Genomic DNA, 21,593 nt, shown 5'->3' with positions numbered 1-21,593 from the left:
AATTAGAATCTTGGATTTACACTGTAAACTGCAGCTTCACATCGAACCCCGTTTTTACCCTGATTATCTGTTACATCACTTCTGTTTCATCTCTCCATGACAGCCTTTAATCTTCTAAAGCTATTTGCCTTTACTATTTGCTCTAACATCGACTCGACATTCAATTACATGAAATATTCTGAAAAACTTTTCCTATGTATTTGTAAAGGCGAAGCAAATCATAAAATGTGTAAGTCTTATTTATGAGTCATGTTTGCAGAATCGAAAGTAAGTGATGTGACGCTGATTATTCTAATAATGTGATACTCAGCGCAGAATGAATTATATAGACTGAATAACAACTGAGTCATTAGGGATACTCAATTCGAATGTGGGATAACATCGTTACATTGTCGGAAGACAAGCAACAAGTAATGGCATGTCTGCCAACCGGAACTGTGGTTGACGCAAGCTTTGATAACAAGACGCTGCCACCAACCTTGGAAGCTTTGAATGCATCAAACTATTTTCTTTTCGAAGAAGAGGTTTTGCGTTTCGTTACTCTTGCTAAAGAAGGTAAGGGTGAAGCTTATGAAGGTATCTTGATTGCCGAAGTTCGAAATGCCAGTGTTGCGGTCGAACTGTCTGATGATGAGATGTTGGCGAGTCTTGTAGTTACTGGTCCATATAATGGACACCCACTGCGTGGCAGCGACATCATCCAATGCTTATCTCAAGCTCAAATAACAAAAGGAATAAATAAGTTAGCGCTCAGAAAAGTTCTGATGATGAGTAGCAAACTTAAGCCCGGCGAAAAGTTTACTCAGCCAGTCGCTAAAGGGACACAACCAGTAAAAGGTAAAGACGCTAAGTTTGCCGCTTTGGTTGAAGATATTACTCGCCAAGTCTTGAAGCCTCGCAGCAAAGACGAAGGCAAGATTGATATGCGAGACTTGGGACAAACCATTACCGTTGGTCAAAATGATCACTTAATGAAACGTACCCCCGCTACCAAAGGTATCGCTGGCTTTACCGTTCAAGGCCGAATTATCCCACCGCTTCCTGGACAAGACAGTTTAATCAAGCCTGGAAAGGGCACCTACATCTCCCCTGAAGATCCCAATTTACTACTCGCCTCACACCCTGGATTGCCCATCATTAAAGATCGAACCATCGAAGTGGATGACGCTTTATGTGTCAGCAACGTCGATGTCTCAACTGGGCACGTTAAATTTAAAGGTAATGTCTTTGTCTCTGGCAACATCGAGCCGGGTATGATCGTCAAGGCGACAGGAAGTGTTACGGTTGGTGGCTTTATCGAATCGGCCGAAGTTCAAGCCCAGGGGGATATCAAAGTCGCGAAAGGCATTATCGGCCACACGACTAAAGAGGGTGAGCCAAAAAGTTGTAAGGTATTTAGCAAAGGCTCTATCACAGCAAGCTACGCACAGAATGCCGAGCTACAAACGGCCAATGACCTTCGACTTGGTGTGCACAGTATGAGTAATGACATTCGCTGTGGTAACAACCTTATCGTGATGGACAGTTTGAAAAAACACGGCACGCTCAGCGGTGGTGAAGCCAAAGTTGGCGGAAAAGTAGAATGTGTCTTCTTAGGTGTTGAGGGAGACACCGCAACTAAGGTACATGGTTTTGCGCGCTACGATGGTTACCGCCAAAAGATAGCCGAGCTGAAGGAAACTTATAAACACACTCAAGAGCAAACCATGGGTGTGATTCGCCAAGAGTTAGAATTTAAGAAGCGCCCGAAAGCAGAGAGAAGCGAAGAGCAAGCCCTAGAAATAGAGCGGCAACGTGAGAAGAACAACCTCGCAATTGAAAATACAAAGTCGCAGTTAGATACACTCGAAGCAGAGTTTGAAACCAACCTTGCTGAATGTACGGTAGAGGTACACGAAAAAGTGTATACCCGAGTGACGATTCAATTTGGTGATGAGACAGTCACAACCAAGAGAACCCACGGCGGAAGTGTTTTCTCATTCAACCAATACGAGATTCAATGTTCATTCAAGATGGAGCAAGAGGATATTGCTTTGTAGACTTTTGTGCTGAACACAAAGTGACGTATTGTCTAGGTGTCGATACTGACAAATAGAAAAAGGGGAGTTGATGCTCCCCTTTTGCTTTCTACTGATAATGATTTATTTAGGTGGATTGCGCGTTTTAGCTCACCGCTCTTACTCGGCCTTGTTTAAGGTCTGAAAGAACCTGTGCTTTTGGACCATCTGCAATGATGCAGCCTTTCTCCATTACGATCACTCGATCGACAATATCCAACATCGACGTTTTGTGCGTAATCAGAATCAACGTCTCGCTTGGTAGCAATTGGTTAAGTTGGTGTTTGATGTGCATCTCTGAACGGTTATCCATAGCACTGGTCGGCTCATCCATTAGCAATACTGGCGGACGGCCTAGAAAGGCTCTTGCAATGGCAATTGACTGACGTTGACCACCAGACAGCAAAGCACCACCTTCACCCACTTGGCGTTCTAAACCTGCCGGATCTTGTTGAGTAAATGCGGTTACGCCTGCACGGTTCGCTGCATCCATCACGTCACGGTCATCCACCAAAGGGCGACCTAAGGTGATGTTGTCTCTTACTGAACCGTAGAACAGGTTACTGTCTTGTGGCACACAGCCTATATTGCGTCGTACGTCGACATGATGCAGTTGCTCCATATCGGTGTCATCAATGCGTACATGGCCTTCTGTGGGCTTGTACAGGCCCATAATCAGGCGTTCTAGCGTGGTTTTACCGGAACCAATACGACCAATGATCGCCACTTTCTCCCCTGGGCTAATATTGAGGGTTAAGTCTCTAATAGAAGCAACGGGTGAATCTGGGTAGTGGAACGTCACTTTATCTAGCGCGATATGACCCTGAATAATCGGACGGTGGATATAACGTTTACCTTCTTCTTGTTCATCCGGCATCGACATTACTTGTTCAATCAAGGTCATCGAAGACTTTGCTTGGTTGTAACGTGTAGAAAGCAAAGACAGTTGAACAAGAGGACCAATTGCACGGCCGCTCAACATGGTCGCGGCAATCAAGCCACCCATAGTGAGTTCACCTTCTGCAATTAGATACACGCCAAAGATGATCATACCTACGTTAGTACTTTGCTGAACAAAGCCGGCGGTGTTTTGGATGCTGTCTGTGATGCGTCGGCTTTTGATATTCCAATTCGCCATGTGAGCTACAGCTTCTTCCCAACGGAATTGGAATTGGCTTTGCGCGCTGAACAGCTTAACCGTTTCTAACCCTGCCAAACTTTCAATCAAGTTTGCATACTTCTGCGAAGCAAGACGAGAGCCTTCTTCAATAGTACGGCGTAGTGGACCTTGGATTAGCAACGCGTAGATGATCAAAATAACCACGCCAGCAACGGGAACGAACACAAGGTTTCCGGCCATTAACCAAATGAGTGCTAAGAACATCAGTGCGAACGGTAAGTCGATTAGCGAGCCAATGGTTGCAGAGGTAAAGAACTCTCGAATGGATTCGAACTCTTGCAGGTTTTTAGCGAAAGCGCCGACAGAAGCAGGCTTTGCTTCCATGCGAATCCCTAGCACCTTACTAAACAGCTTGGAGGAAATGAGAATATCGGATTTCTTACCGGCAACGTCAATGAAGTAGCTGCGCATCAATTTGAGCAGCAAATCGAATAGGAATACGACGAAGATACCACTCGCTAGCACCCACAAGGTTTCAAAGGCGAGGTTAGGGACTACTTTGTCGTACACCAAGCGAGTGAACATGGGCGCGGCAATTGCGAAGATGTTGATCAGAATGGAGGCGATCAACACATCTCGGTAGATGTTTTTAGATTCCCAAATGGTGCTCCAAAACCAATGCCCTTTACGTGTTTTTAGAACCTCTGGTGAACGTTCATCATAACGGAACTGTTTCTTTACCAAGAAGTAGCGACCGATGAATTGTTCTTTCAGCTCTTCAATAGGAATGATGATTGGCACCATTCCGCTTTCCGCAGTAATGATTTCCGCTTCTTGCTTCTCTAAATCAATGCTGTTGAGAACGCACGCCTCACCTTGTTTAAGCAGTAAAACTGCAGGCAGAATCAGGTGAGGGATCTTTTCTAAATCGGAACGGTTTTCTTTTGCCACTAATCCTGCTCGTTCAGCAGAACGAGGGAATAGGAAAGGGGTTAGCTTTCCGTCTGATAGTGGTAGCCCATTGATCAACGCTTCGGGCGAGTTAGCTAACCCGTAATACCGGCTAACGTAGATCAGTGAGTTCAATAGTGGATCTTGCATGTGATATAACCCTTACAACTATTTATCAACAATGAAGCCTTGGAACACTTCTACGTAGTTATCAGACAGGATATCTAGCTGAGTCTGAGTTTCTATTCGAGACGCGATGGTGGTGACGCCTAGGTTGTGAGCGGTTCTAGAGATCGACGTTAAGGTGAACTTCTGTTTTTCGTCATCAAGGTTATGTGTGAACAGGTAATCTAGCTTCACATAGCTTGGACGGTATTCGTTGATGTAATCCAGTGATTGGAAGTTACGTCCGTAGTTATCGACACCAAACACCGCTTCAGCGTTGCGAATGGTGTTACACAAGAGTGCCGTGTAGTGCGGAACGTTGATGAAGCAGTTTTCTGGAATCTCAAAGTGCAACAGGTGAGCGATTGAAGCATTCTGTTCAAGCGTCTTACCGATCCAACGGATGAAGCTTGGTTGAGATATACTGCTTGGCGAGATATTAATAGCGACTGGGCTGGCTACTTCTTTTGCATTGAGCTTTTCAATCATCTTCTCAATAACGTATTGGTCGAGAATGTGGCTCATTTCAAGCTGTTCTAGCGCGTATAGATACTGGTTAGCACCGTAACGCACGCCATCTTTTTCAATCGCAGAGAACACCTCTTGGTGATACGTTTTACCAAAGGCATTGTTTGCAGCCTGCAAACGGAAGGTAATGAGGTCGTTGATGATCGCTTCTTCAACCAACATACGCCATTGTTGTTTGCCCATCACTGCGCCGTGATCGTCTGCGGTGACGTAGCCGTAAGCAAGTTCTCGATTCGCCTTGGCACTTGAGAGTGCGTTATCCACCAGCGACATGATTTCAGTACTGGTTTTACGCTTGTTGCTGTAGGTCACACCAAGAGCAATATGTGGATTCGCAGTGCCTGTTGGGTCTGAACCTAGGCTCTGGATACAGTTTACGATGCTGCTCGCGACAAGTTTCAGTTCGCTCTCATCAATGTTTGGCATGATGAAACCGAACTCGTCACTAGAAATACGAGCGATGGTGATATCTGGAGATGAAATTGAAGCTTGCAGCTGTTCAGCCAGTTGATGAACTAAGGCATCACCTTCTTGATAGCCATTTTCATCGTACTCTTCACTAATAAACTCCGCTTTAAGTACCGCTAAACCACCTAAGCTCGACTCTTCTAACCATTGAGTTAACTGAGACATGTAGTAAGCACGGTTACCTAGCTGAGATACAGGGTCGATATACGCTCTTTCACGTAACTTCTGAGCTTCTTTCGCTTGGTTTTTAAATGCCAGTTCAACTTGAGTCGACATGTGGTTGATACCATCGACAACCAAAGTCAGATCTTTTGTCTTTGGACGGGCTAGTGGTTCGCCAAACTGATTCTTGGCGATCTGATCCATTTTGGTAATGATCAACGAGAGCGGGCGTAAAGCGCGTTTAAGGATCCAAGATATAGACACTAACCCGAGCAAGAAGATCGTGCCAAATATGCTCAGTAAGCGGATGAATGCTTGCCAAAGTTGATCGTAGGCAGGACCTGGATGACTTACGATCTCGACTTCGGCCAATTGCATCCAGCCACTGGTGATCACGCGGCGGTCATGAACAGGTTCGAACAGGTTTAGGTTGGTAAACCACTCTGGCACGCCGGTTGGCTTTACAGGGTATGAGCGGAGAATGTCTTCACCGCTGTCGAGAAATATCAATCGAACGACTGAGTAAGAACTGCCATCAAACAGGGCGTTGATAACAGACTCCACTGCCACCTTGTCCTTTTCTTCTAGGTAAGGGGCGAGAGCCAGTCCAACAGTATTAATGGTATTACTTACCTCAGAGCGTTGCTGCTCCTCTAAGTATCCACGGGTGGTATTGAATTCGATCATAAAAACTGACGTCATCAGCAGTATGAACACTGCAACCATCCCGACCACAAGCTGTTTATATAAAGTCATTGTACCTACTCATCGTAATTGATAATGGGTTTGTTTAATTTTAGAGAGCGCTCACGGGAACGTAAGTCGTTCCATAAGCTCAATCTTGAAGATTTCCCTGCTAACTTGCCGCTGCCTGCTGCCGACTTGATCAACCAAAGGTTTTTACCGTTGAAACTGTAAATTGGTCGTAGATCTGGGCGTTTGGAACCGCGTTTAATTTCAGGGTTTAAGTTGTCCAAAATTAGTGGCTCTGCACTCGGTGTTGAGTAATACGCCAACACCATGTGGAACTGATTTAGCTCCAGTGCCTTTACGTACACTAATCGTAATTTCTTATCTGGGACGCCCAGTTCAAGCAAAGAGAAGTATTTTGCGATAGTGAAGTCTTCACAATCACCGGCGTTGCTGCCTAAAAATTCCAGTGGTGTTGCCCAGTAGTCATTCTTTCCCCACAGTATGTTGTCATCGACAAAGTACATTTGGTTGAAGAACTGGTTCACCGATCTGAGCTTCTCTTTTTCACTTAATCCATCGTATGACGTCATATTTGAGCGCCATGTCGCCACTCGCTTTCCGGCTCTATCGCCGTAGGTTTTGGTCACCGCATCTATCCACCGTTGGTCGCTCTTGTTGAGCGCCACAGAGGTAAAAGAGGTGAGGACCAGCAGCAATAGCGAAATCCGAGACTTCATAGCCTCTGCTCTTGTCTATTTGCTGTGTATTGAAAGGCGTTATCAAACATCCAACGTCCTTACTCTTTTAGTGCATTGTTTTGAGCGCTTAATAGTGGCTTCAACATGTACTCAAGCACGGTTCTCTTGCCCGTGATGATATCGACAGAGGCGGTCATACCTGGAATGATTGGCAACTCTTCGTTCTGTCCAAAATTGTGTTTTTCGGTGCGCACGCGCACGATGTAGAAGCTATTGCCTTCTTCATCTTGGGTGGTATCGGCACTGATGTGCTCTAGCACGCCTTCTAGACCACCGTATTTAGTAAAGTCGTAAGCACTGAATTTAACGATGGCTGTCAGTTCTGGGCGTAGGAAGGCGATGTCTTGAGGAGCGATTTTCGCTTCGACCAATAGCGAGTCTTCTGTTGGTACAATCTCAACGATGTCCATACCCGGTTGGATAACACCGCCTACGGTATTTATGCCAAGCGTTTTAACGGTGCCGGTTACAGGAGATACCACCACAGTGCGGTTTACTCTGTCTTCAAGGCCAACGGCCGATTCGGTCATTGCAGATAGCTTGTCTTGGGCTTGATTGAGTTTTTCTTGTTGTTCGGAGCGGAAGTTCAGTGCGGCATCAACACGGCTGAGCATCGCTTCTTTGATGGCTGAACGTAGAAGAGGGATTTTTAGCTCGCTTGAGGTCATTTCTCGGCGAGTGTCGTTGACTTGTCTTTGCAGTTTAAGTAATTCAATTCGTGGTACCACCCCTTCATCGGCTAGAGGCTTGGTGATATCCAGTTCTTGGCGGGCGAATCGGTAACTCTGTCCTAAGTTATCGACACGCGCTTTAATTTCGATAAGGTCTTGTTGTTTCTGTTCAACTTGTTGATCAAAAACGGAAAGTTGGTTTTTTAGGTTATTGAGATCTTGACGATATTCTGCTTTTTGGCGATTAACCAGTTGAGGTTGAAGTTCATAAAACTTGGGTGGGAAGGCGAGCTTGCCGTAATCAAGTAACACACTTTTTTTCCACTCTTCTACAGAAAACTCTTCGTCGATAACAACACTGGTTAATGAGGCTGAAAGCATCAATACGTTGGCGGTTAAATTGGCAACTTGTTGTTCACGTTCGCGGAAGTCTGAGCGGAAGCGAGTGTCATCGATCAATAGTAGTTGTTGACCTTTTTGAACTTGTTGGCCTTCTCTAACTAAGATCTCTTTAACCAAACCACCCTCAAGGTTTTGCACCACTTGGATCTGAGAGGAAGGGATCACTTTGCCTTGGCCAACGGTAACTTTGTCGATCTCTGCCCAGGCAGACCACCCAATAGCAGCAATAAAAAACAGAACGATCACCCACAACATAATACGCGCACTGGTGGGCGTATTGAGGAGCAGTGCCGCTGTTTTATCATCGACATACTCAAGCTCGGTCTCGTTCAATTTGCTGAAATTTTTCTGACTCATAACAGTCCTTGTTCGCTAAATAAAAGTGCAAGCCTATTGAGTGTATTCTTACTTTTGATAAATGTTAAGATTTTGCTCCTTTAAATCTTTGAATTTATATATTTTTTAAGACTTATCGGTTCTTGAAATCTGTTTTATCGAGTTGGTGCTTTCTTAGTTTGTCATACAGTGTTTTTCGCGATACCTGCAGCTCTTGTTGTACTTCTTTTAAACGCCCTTGATGGCGATGTAACGCCTCAATCAAGATAATTTGTTCAAAGCTATCGGTGCGTTGGTTTAACGACTGTTGTTGCTCTTCAATGCTCATATCGAGTTCATTGTCGTCATTTGGCTCATTAGTATCGCTGTCGAGCGACGGCTGCTTAATTTGAGTCAGCACTCTGAGTTCAGCATGTTGGCGAAGCTGACGAATGTTCTCCGTCCAATGCGTTGCAATGAGTCGTTGAATCTCTTTTTCTGTAATGACGGGGGGCGGCAGTTGATAGCGACTGGCTGCACCGCGAGCAAAGTGTTTGAACAAAGATCCAATATCTTCCGTTCTTTGCGCCAAGGGTAGTAAATTAAATCGGCGTAGTTCACCTGTAATTGTAGTAGGAACTACTGTAGTTGCGATAATGATACAAGTTGCATTGGTCTTGCATGAGTTTTCACGAAGTAGAGTGGGTTTTAAGTTCGCTAACCACAGCCATTGATCTTGAGTTAATGCTTCTGTCTCATGGATATAGATCGTTCCACCTTGATGCTTCAAGAACAGTTGCAAAACAAACTGATGGAATGTCGCTTCGTCACTGCGTGGCAAATTAAACGCAGCGACAGGGCAAAGCTCCGCGGTTTGATGACTGTGTAAATCATGGGTGTATTGTGCAGTGACCCTTTTCCCTGTCCCTAAATCACCAACAAACAATAGAAGTGGGTTGGTTTTGGTATCTAGGGTGATCAATTCTCGGCGTAATGCCTGCATCGATGGCGATTGACCAATCAGTTTTGGGCCAACCTGATTTTGCATTGCCAACTCTTTACGCAGTAGGTTGTTCTCTTCAACCAGTGCGAGCTTATCCGCCGCTTTTTTAACGGCAGTGAGTAGGGCATCGACCACAAATGGCTTTTCCAGAAAATCGTAAGCGCCGGCTTTCATCGCGGACACCGCGGTTTGCACGTCACCATGTCCGGTAAGTACGATGACCTGAAAATGAGGATTTTGGCTCAGCAACTTTTGCGTTAATTGAATGCCATCCATTACCGGCATGTGAATATCGGTGATGACAATTCCGGCTTGCGTGGTATCTATTTTCTTTAATGCCTCAATAGCATTGGGAAAGCAGACGATATCGATGCCTTCAATGAGCATGGCTTGTTCTACGGAGTCTCGAATGGCGGGTTCATCGTCGACAAAATAGAGTTTAGGCATAGAGTGCAAAAGTCGAGTCCTTAGCAGTATGTGAGATTCGTTTTCTAATCAGCGATAACAACGGCGTGTTAGCCCTTATCGTTATATAACGGGATGTTTAGCGAGAATACCATGCCTGAAGGCTCTAACCGGTTCGCGCTGATCGTGCCGTGATACGCTTCAATAATCCGTTTCGATATTGAAAGCCCTAGCCCTAAGCCTTCCGGTTTGGTGGTAAAAAACGGGTCGAACAGCTGTTCTAGCTTATCGTTCGGCATGCCAATTCCGTTATCCCAAATGATCAGCTGACAAGAGTCATGGTGCAGTTGCCATTCGATGCCTATCTGTGGGCTAGCCTGTTGGTCAACGCTTTCCAGGTTTTGTTGCTCCTGCAAGATTTTCTGTTCAAGAACTTGCTGTTGAAGCGCTTGAGTCGCGTTGTGAATCAGGTTCACCAGTACTTGTTCTAGTTCGGTTGGATGAATCGCAATATTGATATCATCTGGCACCGTGCTTAGCCTCAGCGTAATACCTTGCTTGATCATCAGCGCACTGAGAATGCTGGTGGCGTTATTGACCGCTTGATGCAGGTTCGCCACATGATGTTCTTGTTTGGTGACCTTGCGAGTAAAGACTTTGAGTCGCGCGATGATGTCCGTAATGGTGTTGTTGAGGCCAATCATTTTCTCAAGATTGCTTTTCACTAAATCGGTTCGTTCCATTTCCAGTAGCTTTAAGCTGTTTTCACTGTAGGTTCGCAGTGCTGCAAGTGGTTGGTTGATTTCGTGGTTAATGCTGGCTGACAGTTCACCGAGTACCGCTAATTTCGCGGTTTGTGTCAGCTCTTGTTCTGTCTGTTTCAACTTGGATTGCGACTCTTGGTATTGAAAAAGGGTTTGTTGCAGCTGTTGATTGGATTGCTTCAAGTAGTGAGTGCGTTTATCAACGGTTTGCTCTAAGTTTTGGTTGAGTCGGGTCAACGCCACTTTCGCTACGTAGGTTTGGCGCCACGACCAAGCGATGAGCATCACCAAGCTGTAAATCACCACGAAGATGACATCGATCTGCAAGATTTTAATAAGTTCAGCTCTGGTCTCTTTTAGTGCGACAACTTGGTACTGGTTGTTGCTGACCGTTGCAGGGTAAAGATTAAAAGCACCAAGCTTGAATAACTGGTTGGCGGTGAGCTCTTTTCGGATTTCATTGGATTGAAGGTTGCTAGATTGATTGGTATTGCTAGCTTCTGACTGAGAGCTTGAAGAGCGAAAGGCTTCGATGATCGAAATTTCGCTTTGACCGTATTGGCGTTGAAGTGCGATATCCGTTTGTTGTTGCTGAGTTAATGGCAACAATGAATGATAAAGCCATGGAGCTTGGCTTGATAGAAACACCACTTGGTTAGAGTCGAGTACCACGATCTCAAAGTCGTCGCTGGTCAGGATGTTTTCGAGGTTTTCTAAGCTCACTTTTACGGTGATAACCCCGACAGTTTCTTTGTCGATATACAGAGGCGAAGACAGAAAATAACCGCGTACGTTCGAACGAGCGCCTAGCGCGACATATTGTGTGTTGTTGCCTTGAATAGCAGAAGCAAAGTAGGGACGAAACGAGAAGTTCTCACCTACAAAGGTACGAGGCTTTTGGTAATTACTGGAAGCGACCACAGTACCGCTCGGGTCGTGAATATAGATGGTGTCGGCTTGGCTTTGATTCGACCATTCAAATAGTAATTGATTGAGCTGCGCAGCGGAAATCTTGTCTGCTCGTGGTGATGAGTCAAAATAAGAGAGCAGACGTGGATCATGGCTGAGTAAATCGGGGATCTGTTTGAATTTATCCAATTCAGAGTCGATTTGTAGATTGGCTTTATTCGCTGCTTCATCGAGTTGCTGAGTGACGATTTTTTCTTGGAATTGCACTGCCATAAAGTGGGTTGCAGTCAGCCCTGCAGCTCCCAATAACAATGAGAATAAAACAAAGGGCGTCATTAGGTTAGGCAGTATTTTGGTCACTCGGATCTCAACTTGTCATCGGTTTGTATAAAGATTATCAATATGATGGAGAGAGTACCGAGATCTTGTTAACACAGAGCACCTTCTGCGAGACAAAACCATGGCTTAGACTTGTGTTTCAAAGGATTACAGCGCAAAATCACAAAAAAATTGAAAGGAGCAACCAAATGGAACTGACAGATATTCGTCGCGAATACGCTAAGGGTGGATTGAGACGTAAAGACTTGGCCGCAGACCCGATTGAGCAATTCAATCTATGGCTAGAGCAAGCCATTGAAGCGAAGTTGACGGACCCCACTGCCATGACAGTTGCTACGGTTGATGAAAATGGTCAGCCATTCCAACGAATTGTTCTGCTGAAGAATGTTGATAAAGACGGGTTCGTTTTTTACACCAACTTAGGTAGCCGTAAAGCGCACCAGCTTGAGCACAACAGCAAAATCAGTTTGCACTTCCCTTGGCATCCACTTGAGCGACAAGTTCATATTACGGGCACGGCTGAAAAGCTGACGGCTATGGAAAATATGAAGTACTTCTCGTCACGTCCAAAAGAGAGCCAATTGGCCGCGATTGCAAGTAAGCAGAGTAGCCGTATCTCAGCACGTGGGATTTTAGAAGGTAAGTATCTAGAGCTTAAACAGAAGTTTGCCAAAGGAGAGATTCCTGTGCCTTCTTTCTGGGGTGGTTTCCGTGTACGTGTGGATAGCATTGAGTTCTGGCAGGGTGGTGAACACCGCTTGCACGACCGTTTCTTGTTCTCACGCCAAGACAACAGTTGGGATATTGATCGCCTAGCGCCTTAGGCTGCTTGATCGCTTAGCTGCTTAATAGATCCAAAAATGCCGTTGATTAGACTGATCAAATCAACGGCATTTTTTTGTCTGAATTTTCAGCTAATTAGTAAATCAGTCACTGTGTAGAACAACAGATATCTGTTTTTTGAGCAGAGTTTCTGGGATCACTGAGCCTAATCCTGAGTCCAACGCATACTCAATCAATTGGCTTTTACTGCGTGCATCGAACTTCTGTTTCAATCTGGCGACATGACCTTCGACCGTTTTGATTGAAATGTTTAGCGTCGACGCGATGTACTGTGGTTTCTTGCCAAAAAGCAGTAAGAACAGCACCTCTGATTCTCTCGAAGTCAGCCGCTTTTGCAGTTTAGAGACGCGCGGCTCTGACCCCGCAAGCGATGCCTGATTGCCTTTTGTTCCTGTGGCCTGACAAACCCAATGACCAACCTCTAAGATCGCGGTATCGGTAAGCTCTTGGCCATAGAAGATGGTGCCTTGGACGTTGTCGTCATCATCAAGCCAAGGGGTTTTGGTAAAGATATGGGCGTGCCAGCGTCCGTCTGGATAAGGGTGAATATCGAGGATCTTAAGGGTACTGCGTGTATCCATTACATGTTTGTCTTGAGCCCTGAAATCTTGTGCGCACTCAGTGGTTTGACTGGGCATGTCGAAGTCGGTCAAGCCAGTACAAGTTTCATTGGGTTTTAAGCCAATCAATTGGTTGTAAGCAAGGTTGGCGTACACGAAGACCGAGTCAGTATCTTTGCAGCCCCAGCAGCCTGGAAGTTGTTCGAATAAAGAACGATGTATGGAGTTGAGTGGATCTGGCAAGGTTTTATCTCGTAAGCAGAGGTATGGCAATGATATCAGTTTCTTATAGCGCTGCAATGGCAATTAGAGTACGAAACATAAGGGGTGACTGACAGTTAAACGGACTGCTGATTAACTGTGTCGATCACGGAGAATCGATGGGCATAAAGGGTGATAATCAGGCAAAAAAAAGCCAGCCTGAAGAGGGGCTGGCTAAAGACAAGATATGCCTTGTCGACATGTAGAAGATTTTCAGTCTAATTTACGAGGGTCAGGTAAATTAAACTGAGGCATCAATTTGATACCCAGAGTGACTTACTACTCTATCGACGAATCTACTCCTAGGAGTGCTTATGCATAAGGGGGGAATTCCCCTATAAATGCTGCTCAATGTGATAATTGAGAACCTAGAGTAAATATTGGGGATTCTGAGCCTGTGATTGGGAGCCTACAGCTCTCGCACGACTCGGAATCCTAGATAGTTCGCTGCCGTTGAAGGCGGTACGTACAGTTCGTTAAACACTTTTGCTTCTTCTGGAGAGAAGCTCCACGCGCCACCTTTCGCTAGGCCTTTCTGAACGGTTGTCCATTCCCATACATTACCCACCATGTCGTAGAAGCCTGTTGGCGTTGGTAGGAATGACTTAACTGGAGATGTGCTAACGTTTGACCAAGGTGTACCCGCCCAGCCAGTATTGGCTTTGCCTGAACGGAATTCATTGCCCCACCAGAAGTTGGTGTCTTGGCCTGCTCTTGCTGCAGCTTCCCACTCTTGTGGTGTTGGCAAGCGGTAAGTGAAGCCGGTATTTTGAGATAACCAACGAGTATACGCTTTTGCATCATTTTGGCTGACACATACAACGGGTGAGTTATCTGCTTGTTTAAAGCCAGGGCTTTGCCAGTCATTGTCCGAAACGGTTGTGATCTCTGCATTCACGAACGTATCGCAGGTGTTCATTAGCTCTGCGTCTGTTTGGTAGCCAGTGCTTTTTACGAATGCTTTGAAGTCTTGAACACGGGTTGGTGTTGCGGCTAATGCAAACGGCTTTTTGATCGTCACTTGTTGTGCGTTGTTCTCACCGAGTAGGTAGCGACCTGAGCCGACAACAATCATTTCAGGGCTCTGAATGTTGTTTCCCACCGGGTCTGCAAACTTGGTACCGACATTCAATGAGTTCTGCTTGGCCTGTAATACGGCTCGTAGGTTGTGATCGCGGGCTATCTTCAGCTCTTGGTGGAAAGAAAGGTAACCCTCTTTCTCAATCGTGACCATGTGCTGGCCTGTTGGTAACATCACTTCAACGGGTGTGCTGCCATAGTTCACGCCGTTGATAGAAACCTTGTCGTTGTATTGATTTGAACGTACCACCAAGTTAACCCAAGCGACTTCTTTTTGCTGGTCGTTGGTTTGCTGCTCGCTTTGCGTGAAACAGTTTGATGACTGAATACCAAGTAGGCGACAAGGGGTGTTCTTATCTGGACGAGTTTCTAGGTTCGCCGCAATCACCGCTCGGTAACGGTTATCTTCAGAGAAGCCAGAGGATTTCACTTTGTGTTGCAGAACGTGAATATTTAGCGAAGCAGACGCAAGGTGCTCTTTCACTGTTTTCGATTCAGTCGCGTTGTCCACTAGGCTGTGTTGGAACTGTTTTACCGCTTTTTGAAGTGCCAAGGTCACCGTTTGGTCTGAACACTGCGCCAGTGTCATATCGCTGCTGCAACGGTTGGTAAAGCTAACCGTTTGCTCTTCCGTTTGAGTGATCTCGTTTCTTAGTCGCTCTGCTCTTGCTCTTAGCTTGTCTTGGTTCAGGTTTGCGATTGAAGCTTCTGCTGCGGTTTTCTCGGCTTGGATAACCTCAAGCTCCATCACCAAGTCTTGCTGCTTCTGCTCTGAGTCTGAAATCGAAAGCTTGCCTTCTTTTACGGTTTTCCAAGCGTCTTGGAAGCGGTTTTGAGCGGGCGAGATATCGAAATCGGGCTCATCAATCATGCGCGTGTAATCTTGCTCTAGGCTGGCTTTCGCTTTTGCGAGTGTTTGCTCTGCTTGAGCCGATAATTCAGCTAGACGTGCCGTTTGCTGCGCCTGATTGTCGACTTCATTTTGTTTATCAGCCAATTTCTTCTCAACAGCCGTTAAGTCGGCATGCTTTTCGAAAAGTGAGCTTTCAATGTCGGTGACAGATGACGCGATCGCTGGTGGTGTTGCCTCAGCAAAAACAGCTGGCGTCATTAAGCAGGGAGCAAGTGCAAATAATAGAGTAGGAAGACCTTGGCGCATGATGGGCTACTTCAATCGTAATTTAGGTTAATCGAATATTCTAAACGAAAACGCCATTTCGTCTGCAGCTACTGTTTATAACTATAAAACAAGGTTATAACGACCATACAAGTTTGTAACGATCATACAGTTTATAACTATCAACAAAATGGCGAGTGTTCATTCAGCTTTGTGAAATAGGCACGGCTATCTGATATAGAGCTAAGCGTTTTGTATCGGCTCAGCTCTATGTAGAAAGGGTGTTTAGCTTTCTTTACTAGGAAGAAGCTTAACCCAAATCGTGTCGCTGCCGTTGATGGTAACTGTGCGGTTATAAGACTCGTAACCTTGTTTTGAAATGGTTACTTGGTGACGACCACTTGGTAGTGCAACCTCAAGAGGTGTACTGCCATACTTAATGCCGTTGATAGTCACTGAGTCGTTGTACTGATCAGAACGTACCGTCACGTTCGCCCACTGCTTATCACTTTTCTTAACGACTGCGGCGTCACTGCCTGTTAAACAGTAGCGAGTCGAAACATTCAACAGGTTACACGCTGCAACTGCTTCAGGTTTTGCTTGAAGTTGAGCTTGCATCTGCATGAAGTAAGAGTTGTTACCAGAGAAGCCGCTCTTGATCGCTTGGCTGTCTTGAACATGGATATTCAGCTGAACACCTTGTAAGTTTTGCTTCGCTAGTGTGCTTTCTGTGAGCTGCTCAAGTAATTGGCTCTTGAACGTTTGCACGGCTTTTTGATTGGTCAGGTGTTTACCCTGTGCAGTACATTCACCCAGTGTCATTGTTGATGAACATGTGGTGGTGTAGCTGGTTTCAAGAACCGCACTTTCACGCAGTTCTGTTGCGATACGTTTTACGCGAGCTTCGACTTTTGACTCTCTCAAGTTTGCCAGCTCATTATTCAGGCGAGCTTGCTTTTGCTTGATTTGAGAAAGGTGAATTTCGCTCTCGTTGATCGCTTGTTCGTTATCTAGCTGAGACGATTGATTCTCTTTAACCGCAGCCCAAGCATCTTGGTAACTTTTCTGGAAAGAGACCAAATCCGTTTCTGGATCTTCAAGCAAGCGACTGTACTGTTTGTCGAGTACAGACTTGGCTCTGTTACGTTTTGCCTTAAGTTCTTCACCTTCGCGCAACAACTTACTGTTTTTGTTTTGTAGTTGTTTTAGGTTTTCAGTCGCCGATACTTTGGTTGCTGAAATACGCTCAATATCTGAGTTTTTCTCTGTTAGCTTTGCATCGATAGCTGAAACGGGATCGACTTGATTCAGTTCTTCAGCGGATACCGATGCAGATACCCAAAGTGGGGATAGCGCAAGTAAAAGCGCTGAAATTCGAAAGTTAGTCATAGGTCCCTGCAACTTGTAGATTGAAAATTGGCTCGTTAATAAAGTGTCTACTTCCTAGTTGTGAGTCACTAGTTATTAGCAATTAACACAGTACCCGTCTTTATACCGTTTTATTGCTATCCAATCTACTCAAAAGCCAAGTTTCGGTACTTCGGATACACTTTTTACAGGTTTATAGCCAATTATTTGAGCTATATAAGAAAATTTATTCATTATGTTGGCGTGAAAAAGCATTTATTGACCACATGGTTTTTCGTGCTTGTGTGATTGCTTGTGAAGCCCCTAAACTCGCCGGAGCGATTGGTTTTACAATGCCCGTAGTTTGTACACACTTGATCATCTTTCCGGAGGCATGATCAAGACGATCGCGGTAATGATCTTCTGTTTAAGGCGAGGAAATGACTCTCATGATCATTTACAAATTCATCTTATGCGGATTTCAGAGTATTATTCTTACTATGTCGATCTGAGTATTTTGCTGTCATGCCAAAACCTTTACCCTTTCCAAACCTAGACTTGTCCCCGCTAGGCCTTACTGGCCCTCGCCCTGCGGAGATCATTACTTTGCCTTCGCATATGGATTGTCACGATCACCATTATTCTCAGGTGGTGATTGGTTTAAAAGGTCAGGCAGAATTTGAAGTTTGCGGTAAGGGTAATCTTATCGGGCCGGGTCAAGGTTGTGTGGTAACAGCGAGCTCTGATCATGCTTTCGGTGGGGTGGTCGGTCAGTCGGATATCCTAGTGCTCAACATGCCAGTGCCAACCGATGATGACCCTCTGATGTTAGAGAAGATTAACCAGTTAGAATCATCGAACGTCTACTTTCAATTAGACGCGCAAATTCAAAAGCTTATCCATATGTTGGTGCAAGAAATGCAGGCGAGCCCGGATGATCTATTGTTAAGCCGTGCCTGTAATGACACGGTGATCGCTCTGATGCAAAGGCACATCTCGGCATTTGAAACCTCAATTAAAGACTCGCGTTTTGATCTTGAAGCACTGGATCGCTACATCGAGCAACACCTCGCGAATAAGATCTCTGTCGCTCAGCTTGCAGGAAGCGTGTTCTTGGGTGAAAGCCAGTTCCATATGCTGTTCAAAGAGCAAATGGGCATTACCCCCCACCAGTATGTTCTTGGTAAGCGTATTGACCGCTCTCGCCGCTTGATCGAACAAGGCAATCTGAGCCTTGGTCAGGTTGCAGAACTTGCTGGTTTCTCCGGTCAATCCTCCTTTACTCACACCTTTTCACGCCTTCAAGGCATGTCACCATCCCAATACAAAAAGAAAATTTCTGTTAAATAGTGAAACAAAACGGCATATTATTTTAAAGTTTCATATGTGACGTTGTGTTTGTTTTGTTAATAAAGCGAGTTTTTAGCAAAAAACTCGGAGTTTTTGACAAGTAATCCTTATATACTCTAAATACACTGCAGCCATTGTAGAGATCCCGGGCTAATTCCGGGTGTGAGATTAAGGAAAACGCATGTTTACAGCTACTGATGTGTTAAAGCCAGAATTCAATGAGCAGTCGCTTAGTGATCTATGGTCGCTTATCTCACCATTATATATGGTGGATGAAACCCAATGGCTAGAGCAACTTCTGCCGCTAGCTACCCCTTCTGAGTCTGAAAAGCAGCAAATTACAGACAAAACGACGTCGTTGATTGAGTCTATCCGTGCGGATAAAACATCTATTCAGATGATCGACGCCTTGTTGCTTGAATACAGTTTAGATACTCAAGAAGGCATCTTGCTAATGTGTCTGGCGGAAGCCTTGATGCGTATTCCTGATTCGGCAACGGCTGATGCTCTGATTCGCGACAAACTTAGCGTTGCGGATTGGAAATCTCACCTGAAGAATTCTGACTCGGTTTTTGTTAACGCATCAACTTGGGGCCTAATGCTAACAGGCAAGGTGGTTGGACTTTCATCTAAAGAGCAGAGTGCAGGTCAAGCGGTAAACCGCTTAGTGAACAAGCTTTCTGAGCCGGTGATTCGTAAAGCGATGCACCAAGCTATGAAGGTGATGGGTCACCAATTCGTTCTTGGCCGCAGCATTGCGGAAGCACAAAAGAACGGTAAGTCTATGCGTGACAAAGGTTTTACCTACTCATACGACATGCTAGGTGAAGCGGCACTGACTACAGCTGACGCAAACAAATACTTCAAAGATTACCTAATGGCGATTGAAGCCGTAGGTCGAGACACTTATGTCTCTTCAAAATCTAGCCCAGCGCCATCGGTATCTATCAAGCTTTCTGCGCTTCACCCACGTTATGAAGTGGCGAACGAAGACCGCGTACAGACTGAACTTTGCGACACGCTAGAGCAACTATTGCGCCGCGCAGTAGAGCTCGATGTTGCGATTACGATTGATGCTGAAGAAGCGGATCGCCTAGAGCTTTCTCTTAAATTATTCGAAAAACTGTACCGCACTGATCTTGTAAAAGGTTGGGGTAAATTTGGTCTGGTTATTCAAGCTTACTCAAAGCGTGCACTTCCGGTTCTAGTATGGCTAAACCGCCTAGCGAAAGAGCAGGGTGATTTGATCCCGCTTCGCTTAGTTAAAGGTGCTTACTGGGACAGTGAAATCAAATGGTCGCAACAAGCTGGCTTTACTGATTACCCAGTTTACACACGTAAAGAAGCGACAGACGTAGCTTACCTTGCATGTGCGCGTTACCTATTGAGCCCAAGCGTTCGTGGCAATATCTTCCCGCAGTTTGCGAGCCACAATGCTCATACGGTTTCTGCTATTGCAGTGATGACTGACCATAAAGACTTTGAATTCCAACGTTTACACGGCATGGGTGATTCTCTGTACAACCATGCGATGGAAGCTTACCAACAATCGGTACGTATCTACGCTCCTGTTGGCAGCCACAAAGATCTACTGCCATACCTAGTACGTCGCTTGCTAGAGAACGGCGCAAACAGCTCGTTTGTCCACCGTTTAGTTGATGCGCGTTGCCCTGTGGCAGAGCTGACCCAACACCCTGTCGATATGCTTCTGGCGTTCGATACATTGCACAACACTAAGATTCCTCTGCCTCCAGCGGTTTTCCCTGAGCGTAAGAACTCTTACGGTGTGAACATTGATATTGAAAGCGAAGCGCATCAGTTTGAAGAGCAAGTAAAAGGCTTCCTAAACAATCAATGGACTGCGGGCCCTGTGATCAACGGTGAATCTCTTGCCGAAAGCATGATCAAGGCTGATCAGAACGTTAAGCAAGTGACAGCACCTTATGATCGTCGTATTAATGTGGGTCAGGTGGCTTTCGCTAACCTTGATCATGTTTCCGCAGCGATCACTGGCGCAGACGCAGTATTCGCTGATTGGAACGCAACATCGGTTGAAACCAAAGCGGCGGCACTTGATAAGTTAGCTGACTTGATGGAGGACAACCTCGCTGAATTGGTGGCGATTTGTCATCAAGAAGCGGGTAAGACAATTCACGATAGTGTTGATGAAGTACGTGAAGCAGTCGACTTCTGTCGTTACTACGCAAAACAAGCTGACAACCTACAAGGTTTCGAACTAAAAGGTTTTGATGGCCAAACACGAATCGCTTCTCGACAAGGTCGTGGTGTGTTCGTCTGTATCAGCCCTTGGAACTTCCCTCTAGCGATCTTCCTTGGCCAAATTACTGCAGCACTAGTGGCGGGTAATACGGTTGTGGCTAAGCCTGCCGAGCAAACAAGCTTGATTGCAGCTCGCGCGGTTGAACTGATGAATGAAGCGGGCTTCCCTGCTGGAACGATTCAGTTACTACCGGGTCGCGGTGCTGAGATCGGTAGTGCACTCACCAGTCATGATGCGATTGCGGGCGTTGCCTTTACGGGTTCAACACCAACAGCACAACGTATCAATGTGTCATTAGCCACTCGTAACGCTAAGCCAGTCCCGTTTATTGCGGAAACCGGCGGCCAAAACGCGATGATCGTCGACAGTACTGCACTGCCTGAACAGGTAGTTCGTGATGTGATTCGTTCAGCATTCGCTTCAGCAGGTCAGCGTTGTTCTGCACTACGTGTGCTTTACATCCAAGAAGACATTGCAGACCGCGTGGTTGGATTGATTCACGGTGCAATGGACGAGCTAAGTGTTGGCATTCCACACCTTCATAAAACCGATGTTGGCCCTGTTATCGACCAAAACGCGAAACAGAAGCTAATGGCGCACTTAGAAAACATGACCAATACCCAGAAGAAGGTGGCTCAACTTTCTCTAGGTACGGATTGTGAACATGGTGATTTTGTTCCACCAAGTGCTTTTGAAATTGATGACATCAGCTGCTTGAAAGAAGAACAGTTTGGCCCAGTGCTACACATTGTTCGCTTCAAAGCGAGTGAGCTAGCGCAAGTGGTAGACCAAATCAACCAAACGGGCTTTGGCTTAACCATGGGTATCCACAGCCGTAACGAGACAACTTACCGCTGGATCGAAAAACACGTTCGTGTGGGTAACTGCTACATCAACCGTGACCAAGTGGGCGCCGTTGTTGGTGTTCAACCATTTGGTGGTCAAGGCTTGTCAGGTACTGGCCCTAAAGCGGGTGGTCCTCACTACCTATACCGCTTTACTGATGTTCATTTCTCTCAATCACAAGACAAGGCATAAGGAGCA

The 21,593-nt window shown here is 45.7% G+C and carries 13 protein-coding genes; 4 read left to right on the top strand and 9 right to left on the bottom strand.

Features of this window, described 5'->3' with window-relative positions:
• Positions 1-368 precede the first annotated feature (368 nt).
• Positions 369-2,039, top strand: coding sequence for a DUF342 domain-containing protein (locus A142_RS19235; protein ID WP_019823336.1), 1,671 nt, complete (start codon positions 369-371; stop codon positions 2,037-2,039).
• Positions 2,040-2,163: 124 nt separating this feature from the next.
• Here the strand turns inward: A142_RS19235 and A142_RS19230 are convergent, their stop codons facing one another.
• The 6 genes from A142_RS19230 to A142_RS19205 all read right to left on the bottom strand — a co-directional run bounded on the left by A142_RS19230 (position 2,164) and on the right by A142_RS19205 (position 11,731).
• Positions 2,164-4,278, bottom strand: coding sequence for a type I secretion system permease/ATPase (locus A142_RS19230; RefSeq protein WP_019823334.1), 2,115 nt, complete (start codon positions 4,276-4,278; stop codon positions 2,164-2,166).
• An 18-nt stretch (positions 4,279-4,296) separates the two neighbouring features.
• Entirely contained in the window at positions 4,297-6,207 is a 1,911-nt protein-coding gene (locus A142_RS19225) for a bifunctional diguanylate cyclase/phosphodiesterase (RefSeq protein ID WP_019823331.1), read from the bottom strand.
• A 5-nt stretch (positions 6,208-6,212) separates the two neighbouring features.
• Entirely contained in the window at positions 6,213-6,881 is a 669-nt protein-coding gene (locus A142_RS19220) for a transglutaminase-like cysteine peptidase (protein WP_019823329.1), read from the bottom strand.
• Positions 6,882-6,940: 59 nt separating this feature from the next.
• Positions 6,941-8,332: an HlyD family type I secretion periplasmic adaptor subunit gene (locus A142_RS19215; protein WP_019823328.1), complete on the bottom strand. Its 1,392-nt coding sequence runs from the start codon at positions 8,330-8,332 to the stop codon at positions 6,941-6,943.
• A gap of 112 nt (positions 8,333-8,444) precedes the next feature.
• Positions 8,445-9,740: a sigma-54-dependent transcriptional regulator gene (locus A142_RS19210; protein WP_029405520.1), complete on the bottom strand. Its 1,296-nt coding sequence runs from the start codon at positions 9,738-9,740 to the stop codon at positions 8,445-8,447.
• Positions 9,741-9,808: 68 nt separating this feature from the next.
• Positions 9,809-11,731 carry a sensor histidine kinase gene (locus A142_RS19205; protein ID WP_019823324.1) on the bottom strand — a complete coding sequence of 641 codons (1,923 nt, stop codon included), beginning with the start codon at positions 11,729-11,731 and terminating at the stop codon, positions 9,809-9,811.
• A gap of 167 nt (positions 11,732-11,898) precedes the next feature.
• Between A142_RS19205 and pdxH the strand changes: the two genes are divergently transcribed.
• Positions 11,899-12,534, top strand: coding sequence for a pyridoxamine 5'-phosphate oxidase (gene pdxH / locus A142_RS19200; RefSeq protein WP_017061203.1), 636 nt, complete (start codon positions 11,899-11,901; stop codon positions 12,532-12,534).
• 102 nt (positions 12,535-12,636) lie between these two features.
• Here pdxH and A142_RS19195 read toward each other — a convergent pair whose 3' ends face one another.
• The 3 genes from A142_RS19195 to A142_RS19185 form a co-directional block, all read right to left on the bottom strand.
• Positions 12,637-13,419, bottom strand: a complete 783-nt coding sequence (locus tag A142_RS19195; protein ID WP_019823321.1) for a helix-turn-helix transcriptional regulator — start codon at positions 13,417-13,419, stop codon at positions 12,637-12,639.
• 364 nt (positions 13,420-13,783) lie between these two features.
• Entirely contained in the window at positions 13,784-15,613 is a 1,830-nt protein-coding gene (locus A142_RS19190; RefSeq protein WP_019823319.1) for a formylglycine-generating enzyme family protein, read from the bottom strand.
• A 243-nt stretch (positions 15,614-15,856) separates the two neighbouring features.
• On the bottom strand, positions 15,857-16,960 hold the full coding sequence (locus A142_RS19185; protein WP_017065149.1) for a PEGA domain-containing protein: 1,104 nt from the start codon (positions 16,958-16,960) through the stop codon (positions 15,857-15,859).
• 483 nt (positions 16,961-17,443) lie between these two features.
• Between A142_RS19185 and A142_RS19180 the strand changes: the two genes are divergently transcribed.
• A complete protein-coding gene (locus A142_RS19180) occupies positions 17,444-18,268 on the top strand; it encodes an AraC family transcriptional regulator (protein ID WP_019823315.1) in 825 nt (274 codons plus the stop codon).
• 181 nt (positions 18,269-18,449) lie between these two features.
• Complete coding sequence (gene putA / locus A142_RS19175) at positions 18,450-21,587, top strand: bifunctional proline dehydrogenase/L-glutamate gamma-semialdehyde dehydrogenase PutA (RefSeq protein ID WP_019823313.1); 3,138 nt, start codon at positions 18,450-18,452, stop codon at positions 21,585-21,587.
• Positions 21,588-21,593 lie beyond the last annotated feature (6 nt).

This window comes from Vibrio splendidus 12E03, from assembly GCF_000272105.2.
GTDB lineage: Bacteria > Pseudomonadota > Gammaproteobacteria > Enterobacterales > Vibrionaceae > Vibrio > Vibrio splendidus_I.
The sequence above is the reverse complement of the archived record's forward strand: the minus strand, read 5'-3'. Positions and strand labels throughout refer to the sequence as shown.